An 8,973-nucleotide genomic window follows, 5' to 3' on the forward strand; every position below is an offset into this window, starting at 1 on the left:
TCAGCTGATTATGGGCCAGCCTCCCGCAACGCCATAGCGAACTGCTCAATCGCCCAGTCGATTTCCTGCTCGCCGATCACCAGCGGTGGCGCGAACCGCAAGGTCGACCCGTGAGTGTCTTTAACCAACACACCACGATCGGCCAGCCGAAGACTCAGCTGCTTGCCGCTCCCGAGCGCGGGGTCGACGTCGACGCCGGCCCACAGTCCCAGGCCGCGCACCGCCAGCACGCCGTGGCCCATCAGTTCGCGCAGGCGCGCGTGCAGGTGCGCGCCTAACTGCGCCGAGCGGGCTTGAAACTCTCCGCGGCCCAGCATGGAAACCACGGTGGTGCCGATGGCGGCCGCCAACGGGTTACCGCCGAAGGTGGAGCCGTGTTCGCCCGGATGCAGCACCCCCAGGACCTCCTTGTCGGCGACCACCGCCGACAAGGGAACTACGCCGCCGCCCAGCGCCTTGCCGAGCAGGTAGACATCCGGCACCACGCCCCAGTGATCGCAGGCGAAGGTGTGCCCCGTGCGCGCGAGGCCGGACTGAATCTCGTCGGCGATCATCAGCACGTCGTGCTCGCTGCACAGGGCACGCACGGTCGGCAGGTAGTCGTCGGGCGGAACGACGATGCCCGCCTCGCCCTGGATCGGCTCGAGCAGGACCGCGACGGTGTCGTCGTCGATCGCGCGGGCCAGCGCGGCGGCGTCCCCGAAGGGCACGGAGCGGAATCCCGGGGTGAACGGTCCGAATCCGTCCCGCGCCGCGGGATCCGAGGAGAAGCTGACGATGCTGATCGTGCGGCCGTGGAAGTTGTTGTCCGCCACGATGATGTTGGCCCGCCCGTCGGCAACGCCCTTGACCTCGGCACCCCACTTGCGGGCGACCTTGAGACCGCTCTCCACGGCTTCGGCGCCCGAGTTCATCGGCAACACCAGGTCTTTACCGCACAGCCGGGCAAGGGCGGCGCAGAACGGGCCGAGGGTGTCGGAATGGAACGCGCGGCTCACCAACGTGACGGTGTCGAGCTGGGCGTGGGCCGCCGCGGTGATCTCGGGGTTGCGATGGCCGAAGTTGACCGCCGAATAGGCGGCCAGGCAATCCAGATAGCGCCGGCCCTCCACGTCGGTGATCCACGCACCCTCGGCGCTGGCCGCCACCACGGGTAACGGCGAATAGTTGTGCGCCGCATAGCGTTCGACCAGGCCGATCGCCGTCTCGGTTTGGGTCGAAGTCCGTGCGTCGAGGATCGTCACGGAAACACCTCCAATGTGCAGCACTTGACCGAACCACCGCCCTTGAGGAGCTCGGACAGGTCGACGCCGACCGGCTCGAAACCGGCCTCAAGCAGCTGTGCGGCGAAACCCGTTGCCGCGGCCGGGAGGACGACGTGCAGGCCGTCGGAGACGACGTTGAGGCCGAGCACGAACGCGTCGGCGCTTCCGACCACGATCGCGTCGGGAAACAGGGCCTGCAGTTGGCCCTGCGCGGCCGCGCTGAACGCCGGCGGGTAGAACGCGACGGTGCGGTCGTCGAGAACCGCGAGCGCGGTGTCGAGGTGATAGAAGCGCGGATCCACCAACTCGAGCGAGACGACCGGCACCCGCAGCGCCGCGGAGATTTCCGGGTGTGCACGCCGGTCGGTGCGAAAGCCGTAGCCCGCCAACACCGTTTCCCCGATCATCAGCAAGTCGCCCTGCCCCTCGTTGATATGCCGGGTGGACACCGGCCGGTACCCGAGTGAGGACATCCATTCGGCGTAGGCACGTGATTCGCCCGCCCGCTCGGCGAATCGAAACCTCGCGACGATCGCGACGTCGCGCGCGACGAATCCGCCGTTGGCGGCGTACACCATGTCCGGAAGCCCGGGCACGGGCTCGACCACCTCCACCCGGTGCCCCAACCGCAGGTAGGTTCTGCGCAGGGCATCCCATTGGGCCACCGCGACGCCGACGTCGACGGGCGTGGCGATGTCCATCCAGGGGTTGATCGCGTACTCCACCGCGAAAAACTCCGGCGGCGTCATCGCGTACCGGCGGGCCCGCGGCGTTCGCACGAGCTTGGCAGTCGCGGGTGCCGACACGTACGAATCCGTCATAGATCAACGGTATTTCCCCCGCCGTAAACAAGCAAACGACGTTTCTTGCGCGTCTATAGTCGATTTATTGCGCGATGACGCGTGTCACGGCGATTTATTAAGGAGTCACGGATGGACCGCCTGGATGAGACGGACGAGCGCATCCTCGCCGAGTTGACCAGAAATGCACGGGCCACCTTCGCGGAAATCGGCCAGACGGTGAACCTCTCGGCGCCGGCGGTCAAGCGCCGCGTCGACCGGATGCTCGACGATGGGGTGATCAGGGGCTTCACAACGGTCGTCGACCCTAGCTCGCTCGGCTGGAAGACAGAGGCCTACGTGCAGGTGTTCTGCCACGGCACGATCGAGCCCGATCGGCTCCGGGCGGCGTGGGTGGACATGCCCGAGGTGGTCAGCGCGGCAACAGTCACCGGCACGTCGGATGCGATCCTGCACGTGCTGGCCCGCGACATGCGTCATCTGGAGGCGGCCCTCGAACGCATCCGCTCGAGCGCGGACATCGAACGCAGCGAAAGCATCGTCGTGCTGTCGAACCTCATCGACCGGATGCGAACTTGAGACGCGGTCGCGCGCAGCGCGCGCGTAACTACACGGCGAAATTCCAGTCGATCATTCGCAGTCCCGTTACGCTCGCGGCGTCAGCGCCTTTCGAACGAGGCGCTTCAGCCTCGACGGTCGCGGCGTCGGCGGTCGGCGAGACGCATAGGGCCACGGACGGTTTCGCTCCGGGACGGAACTGGCCCTGGCCTGCTTGAGCTCGGTCCGCAGATGCTGACGCACGCTGTGCAGATCCGGGTCGGTCCAACGGTTGATCGCTTCGATCGGGTCCGCGGTGAGGTCGTATAGCTCCCACTGATCGTCGAGCGGGGAAGTCCGGTAGGCCTCTCCCCCGAGCCCATTGGCCGCCAAGTGCCGCACTCCTGGCTCCGTCCATGTGCTCGGGTCGTCGAAAGTGCGCACCAGCTTCCAGAGATGGCCTGCGCCACCGGTAGCCGTCGCCTCGTCGACGCGGACCACCAGCCCCTCGAAGTTGGAGGCGGTGTGGGCGGGGATCCGGATGCGCAGCGGCGCAGGCGGATCGACGGCCCGCTTCAGGTGGCGAGCCAATCCCGAAGCGCCGCTGTCCCCTTCGAGCATGTTGTCGCGGGTCATCAGGTAGACGGCGCGGGTCTCGTCGGCCGCGGCACCGTCCACGATGGGCATGAGGTTCCGCCCGGGCAGCTGATGCACTTCCGAGAACGACGGGGCCAGCGCGGCGGTCGCCACCGCGACATCGACGCCCGCCGCCGCCAGCAGCGTGGGGACCAGGTCGACGTGTGAGGTGGGTGCGGTGACCACCCGTGGCCGCGTCGAGCGCTCACCGATGCGCGCGATGACGAAGGGGACGCGGGTGGCCTCGTCGTAGAGGTTGAACCACTTCTGGTGCAGACCGCCGTGGGCGCCCAGCAGGTCGCCGTGATCGGCCGTGCGCACCAAAACAGCGTTGCGCGAGCCGCCTTCGGTGACGGCCCGCCTGACGCGGTCGATCGGTCCGTCCACCTCGGCGTGCAGCCGGTAATACAGGTCGCGGTAGCGCTGCGCGTTGCGTCCGTAGGTCCGCTCGATGGCGGGCGCGGGGCCGTAGCCGGAGTAGTAGGCCTCGCGAAAGGCGATCTGTGCCGCCGGTTTCGTGGACAGGTCTTCGGCCGCGGTGGGCGCGGCGGGCACCGCGGGCGGGTCGAGTGGCGACGGCTTGACCGGGCTCCGCCGCGACCAGGTCGGGAACAGCACGATGTCGTGGGGATTGACGAAGCTGGCGACCAGGAGGAACGGGCGCAGCGCGGCGGGGTCGCCGTCGCGGCGACGGGCGTAGCGGTCGGCGAGCCACGCGACCACCCGGTCGGCCAGCAGCGGGTCGCGGCGGATACCGGCGTCGGCCAGCGCCGCCCCATGCGGCTCCGGGCCGACCCAACCCGAGAATCCGAACGGCCCCAACGGATCCGCCTCCAGGTAGCGCCGCACCGCGGCGGCGTCGACGACACCGTTCTCATCGTTGGTCGCCAGCGGCCCACCGGTCCTCGGGTCGGTGAGGTCGGCGTGCGAGATGTGCCACTTGCCGTCGTAGTGGGTGTCGTAGCCGGCCGCCCGCAGCCAATTGCCCAGCGTGGGCACTTCGGCCTGGCGCAGCCAGCGCATGCGCGAATCGCCTGCGGTCTTTCCGATGCCGTCGGTCTGGGTGACGCCGTGCAAGTCGGGATAGTGCCCGGTGAAAATCGTTGGGCGGCTTGGCACGCAGGCCAGCGAGCCGGTGTAGTGCCGAGTGAAGCTGACGCCGTGGTCGTCAAACCACTTACGACCGGTCAGCGCCCGGTCGCGCCAGGCGAGCACGTCGGGAGCCTCGTACGGCGGCACCGCGCGCTCCTCGTCCGTCATCACGACGATGACATCGGGGCGATCAGACACCAGCATGCTCCAATCGGTTCGCAAGCCCGGCGAGCGTTGATTCGGACTGTCGCGCGAGGACGCGGCACAGGACCCGTTCGGCCAGCTTTTGCATTGGGTGGGGCCCGATTTCGACGGTGCTGGTGAGGGTCACCGCCGTCGCGGCGGCCGAATCGCCGGCGCCGGGGGCCAGCGTCCAGCGGTTGGACACCCTGCGCAGGCGCCTGGGCAGGCCTTCGATGTCGTAGCCGAGGGCGCGCGGCGGGTCGAACTCGGTGATGCGCTCGACGAGGGCGTCGCGGTTGACCTGCACCCGCCGGGCGGTCCCGACGGGACCTCCGTCCGGTGCGGAAATCAAGATGCACGAGTGGTCGACATTGCCGGCCCACGAACTGATCGCCCCGAAGTCCGCGAGCGTCTCCCATATGTCACCGATGCGAGCCGCGATCGTGCGAGTCCGGTGGATGTCGGCCACGCGCTCACGCTACGCGAATGATCAGCGAGTCAGGTGGAATATCGTCTCGATCGCCACCGCGGCACCGCCGATCGCCAGGGTGACCCCGAGCGTCGCCCAATCACCGAATCTCGGCCGCGCCGGATCGGCGGAGAGTTGACCGATGCCGCCGCGAGCGGTGATCGCGTCGCCCATCTCATCGGCACGCCGCAGGGTCACCACGACGGCGGCGGCAACCAAGTCGATCGAGTTGCCCGTCGTCTGCCGAACCCGAGCCTTGCGACCCTGCGGCATGTGGTTGGGCCGCAATCGACGAGCGGCGTAGAGCACCTGAAATTCCTCGATCAACAACGGGAAGGCGCGTAGCGCCAGGGCCAAGGCCACCGCCCACTCGTCGACCGGAATCCGCAGCCATTTGAACGGGCGGCCCAAAATGGCCAGCGCCGGCGCGATTTCGGCGACATTGGTGGTCCAGGACACCATGGCCCCCAGCCCGAGCAGAACGACCGACAGCGCGGTGATCCGCAGGAAGTTCAACGCTCCGCCGACCCAGATGTTGACGCCGTGAATCGAGATCATCGGACTACCGCCGGCCAACGCCGCGGTCACAAAACCCAATGCCAGGAGGACCCACAGCCACCGCGGAATCGAAGGAACCGCACCCCGCGGGATATGTGCGATCCAGACCGCCGCCACCACGAGCACGGCTACCGCCCCGATGGTCACCCAACCTGGATATAGGGTCAGCAACACCGAAACACCGAATACCACCAGCAGTTTGGTGCCGGCCCACAAGTTGTGAATGGCCGACCTTCCGGGAACCGGAACCAGCAGCACCACCGGACGAGAACTGCGCCGTTTTCTACCTGATGCGGAGGATGAGGTTGCGGTCACGCCACACCCCCGGCCGCGGCGGTGGCCGACAAAGACTGCAGCGCGCCATTCTGCAGATGCAAGACCCGCGGGCACACCTCTTCCAAACCGACGAAGTCATGCGAGATAACCACTACGGTCAGGCCCCGGTGACGGCGCAGATCGGCCAGCAGGCGCAGCAGGCCCCGCTGGCTGCCGATGTCCAACCCGGCCAACGGCTCGTCGAGGATCAACACCCGTGGCGAACACGCCAGCAGTCCGGCCAGCACCACCCGTCGCATCTCGCCACCGCTGAGCTGGTCGATGCGGCGATTGCCCATCGCGGGTTCCAGTCCGACCGCGCCCAGAGCAGCGGCCACGCGGTTCACGTCACGCTCCGAAAACCCTGCCACGGAAGCGATTTCCAGGCCGACGTGGCTGCGCATCAATTGCAGCCTCGCCGTCTGAAACGACAACCCCACCGCGCCGACGTGCTCACGGATGGGCTCGCCGTCAAGCAAGCAGGCACCGCCGGTGGGAACGGTCAGCCCGGCCATGATCCACGCCAGCGTCGACTTGCCCGACCCGTTGCCGCCGTGGATCAAAATCCCGTCGCCCTGTTCCACTACGAAGCTGATACCGCGCAGCGCGGTCTTCTGCCAGGGTGTGCCGCTGTTGTATTCGTGTCGGACGTCGACGATTTCGAGTACCGGCTTGCTGAAGGCCCGCTTGACTGCGATGGCCGGCGACGGGGGCGGGGCCGTCTCGACTATGCCGGCGTTATCCGGGGAATCGCTGAGGTTGATGATCCGGTCCGCCGACGCGGCCTCGTTGTCGAAATGCGTGATGTGCACCAGCGCGGTCCGATGCCGTTGGGGCAGCCCTGAGAGCACATTCAACAGGACGCTACGGCCCTGTTGATCGACCATGCTGGTGAACTCGTCAGCGATCAAGAGCGCCGGTTCCCGAGCGAGCGCCGCGGCCAGAGCCAGGCGCTGCAGTTCCCCGCCGGACAGGCTGCCGGTATCACGCTCGGCAAAACCCTCGAGGCCTACTTCGCGGAGCAAATGGTCGACATCGACCTCGGTGCCCGGCGGCAGCCCCCAGACCACATCGTCGGCGACCCGGGTTCCCAAGACCTGGCTCTTCGGGTGCTGCAGAACAAGCGCCGTGCCGCCCAACATGCCCAAGCCCACCGCGCCCGGGCGCTGCACGGTGCCCGTCGTCGGTTGTCGACCCGCCAAAATCAGCGTCAACGTCGTCTTTCCGGAACCGTTCGCGCCGATGACGGCAACGTGTTCTCCGACTTGGAGTTCCAGGCTGATTTCGCGCAGCGCGTCTTGCTTCGCGTGCGGGTAGCGGAACCGCACCTTGTCCAACCGCACCGGCACCGGCCCGATCGCGGCGCCGGGCGCCTCGTCCGGAGCGTCGAGTTTATGCACGTCCGGAACGTTGCCCATCCGGTCCAGCAGGCGCGAAAGCGCCCACCAACCGATCAACGACGAGAACATCACCCCGTAGGTGACATAGCCGAGCAGCAGCCACGGCCAGTAATGCAGCCCGAATTCGAAGCACCGCTTCACGTCGGCGCCGAGCCATTGCAGGTTCACCCGGCTGAGGAATGCGACAACACCATCCACGTTGGCCGTCATCACCTGAAAAATCAGATGCCGCAGCCGATTCAGCACCATCAACATGCCGACCGTTGCGATGGCGACGGCGACCCCGACGATGAAGGACGAGACGAGCACCGTTGGGGTGCCCCTCCCCCTGCGTTTCACGAACCCGGTCAATCCGCCGATGTATGCACAGTTGACGACGGTCAGGAAACCGCCCAGCCCCGAGATGAGGAAGGCGATCATTCCGGCAGCAAACGTCGCGGCGAGCAACACTCGCAGCCGGTAACGGTAGGCCAGCAGCCCAATCGGCACCGTGCCCAGCAGCGCCAATCCCTGGGCGAACGGAATCACCCCGGCGATGATCGCGATCACCGCGCAGAGCGCCCCCATGACCGATGCCTGTGCCAATTCGGCCGGTTGTAAAGGACCACCCCGACGGCGCGAACGGACGGGGCGACGGGCATTCACTTCACTGATTGTGCCAGGGCGCGGCGCCAAGTCGCTTCATCACACTGAGTAACTTCCAACCCGGTTCGGTCGGGCGCCACTCGTCTCACTTAGCAAAGCTATGGAACTATGGATACATGGACAGAGTTGTCGAGACCGCAAACATCGAGGCCCAACAGCTGGGCGCGGATTTGCTCGCCGTGGTGGCGCGGCTCAACCGGCTGGCCACCCAGCGGATCCAGATGCCCTTGCCTGCGGCCCAGGCCAGGCTGCTTGCCACGATCGAAGCGCACGGAGAGGCCCGAATCGGCGACCTCGCCGCCGTCGATCACTGCTCGCAACCGACCATGACCACGCAGGTGCGCCGGCTCGAGGATGCCGGGCTGGTCACCCGAACCGTGGACCCGGGCGACGCCCGCGCCGTCCGGATCCGCATCACCCCCCAGGGGAAGCGCACGCTCAACGCGGTTCGCGCCGACCGTGCCGCCGCGATCGAACCGCAACTGGCGTTGCTCGAGCCGGTGGACCGCCAAGTGCTGACGGACGCGGTCAAGGTATTGCGCCGGCTTCTCGACAATGCATCGGTGGGCGGCCGGCGTAACACGCTGTGATCGCAGGACCCCGGTGGATGGACGGCGGCCGGCGGGTAGACACTAGGTCGAGCTGACCGGCGTGACGAAAGGTGGCGGCCATGCGGCCCGAGGCTTCCGCGTTCAGAGCCTCCCCGTTGACCGTTTGGGTCGGGTCGATGAGGTTCGACTTCGCCCCGGGCCGAGACGTGATCGTCGGCTACGGCCCGGGCAGCGACATCGCCCTCGAGCGGTTCCTGAATCCGGCGTCGCCGCCGCCACCGCCGCGCCCTGAGGTGGTGTTGCGTTTCGCTGGCACCCACTGGGTGGCCATCGACCTGAGCCACAACGGCATCTTCGTCGACGGTGCACGGGCGTCGACGGTGAACATTCGCGACGGTCAGGCGATCAGTGTCGGCGATCCGCAGCGGGGGCCGCGGCTGGTATTCCGCACCGGTCACCCTTCCGGTCCCCCCGGGCAAGCTCCGCGTCTTATACACATCTGACGCTGCCGACGATCGCATA

The 8,973-nt window shown here is 67.4% G+C and carries 8 protein-coding genes and 1 pseudogene; 3 read left to right on the forward strand and 6 right to left on the reverse strand.

Going from position 1 to position 8,973, the window contains the following annotated elements:
- Positions 1–8 precede the first annotated feature (8 nt).
- Together rocD and ddaH are read right to left on the reverse strand one after the other, a co-directional pair.
- Positions 9–1,244 carry an ornithine--oxo-acid transaminase gene (gene rocD / locus A5781_RS13970; RefSeq protein ID WP_067206803.1) on the reverse strand — a complete coding sequence of 412 codons (1,236 nt, stop codon included), beginning with the start codon at positions 1,242–1,244 and terminating at the stop codon, positions 9–11.
- Positions 1,241–2,086, reverse strand: a complete 846-nt coding sequence (ddaH, locus tag A5781_RS13975; RefSeq protein WP_067206806.1) for a dimethylargininase — start codon at positions 2,084–2,086, stop codon at positions 1,241–1,243. Before ddaH ends, rocD begins: the two co-directional genes overlap by 4 nt.
- Positions 2,087–2,197: 111 nt before the next feature.
- Between ddaH and A5781_RS13980 the strand changes: the two genes are divergently transcribed.
- Entirely contained in the window at positions 2,198–2,644 is a 447-nt protein-coding gene (locus A5781_RS13980) for an Lrp/AsnC family transcriptional regulator (protein ID WP_067206810.1), read from the forward strand.
- A gap of 66 nt (positions 2,645–2,710) precedes the next feature.
- On the opposite strand, the gene A5781_RS13985 is transcribed toward A5781_RS13980, so the two are convergent.
- From A5781_RS13985 to A5781_RS14000, 4 genes are read right to left on the reverse strand one after another with little or no spacing between them, the layout of a single operon-like run.
- Positions 2,711–4,528 (reverse strand): sulfatase-like hydrolase/transferase, encoded by a 1,818-nt coding sequence (locus tag A5781_RS13985; protein ID WP_067206845.1) that lies wholly within the window; start codon positions 4,526–4,528, stop codon positions 2,711–2,713.
- Entirely contained in the window at positions 4,521–4,982 is a 462-nt protein-coding gene (locus A5781_RS13990; protein ID WP_067206813.1) for an SRPBCC family protein, read from the reverse strand. The genes A5781_RS13985 and A5781_RS13990 overlap by 8 nt, the downstream gene beginning before the upstream one ends.
- Positions 4,983–5,003: 21 nt before the next feature.
- Positions 5,004–5,855, reverse strand: a complete 852-nt coding sequence (locus A5781_RS13995; protein WP_067206817.1) for a CbiQ family ECF transporter T component — start codon at positions 5,853–5,855, stop codon at positions 5,004–5,006.
- A complete protein-coding gene (locus A5781_RS14000; RefSeq protein WP_082939342.1) occupies positions 5,852–7,900 on the reverse strand; it encodes an ABC transporter ATP-binding protein in 2,049 nt (682 codons plus the stop codon). The genes A5781_RS13995 and A5781_RS14000 overlap by 4 nt, the downstream gene beginning before the upstream one ends.
- Positions 7,901–8,016: 116 nt before the next feature.
- Between A5781_RS14000 and A5781_RS14005 the strand changes: the two genes are divergently transcribed.
- A complete protein-coding gene (locus A5781_RS14005; protein WP_067206825.1) occupies positions 8,017–8,490 on the forward strand; it encodes a MarR family winged helix-turn-helix transcriptional regulator in 474 nt (157 codons plus the stop codon).
- An 80-nt stretch (positions 8,491–8,570) separates the two neighbouring features.
- A pseudogene (locus A5781_RS14010) lies at positions 8,571–8,936 on the forward strand (ABC transporter); the annotation flags it as partial.
- Positions 8,937–8,973: the final 37 nt, after the last annotated feature.

The organism is Mycobacterium sp. 852002-30065_SCH5024008, assembly GCF_001665645.1.
In the GTDB taxonomy this organism is placed as follows: domain Bacteria; phylum Actinomycetota; class Actinomycetes; order Mycobacteriales; family Mycobacteriaceae; genus Mycobacterium; species Mycobacterium paraffinicum.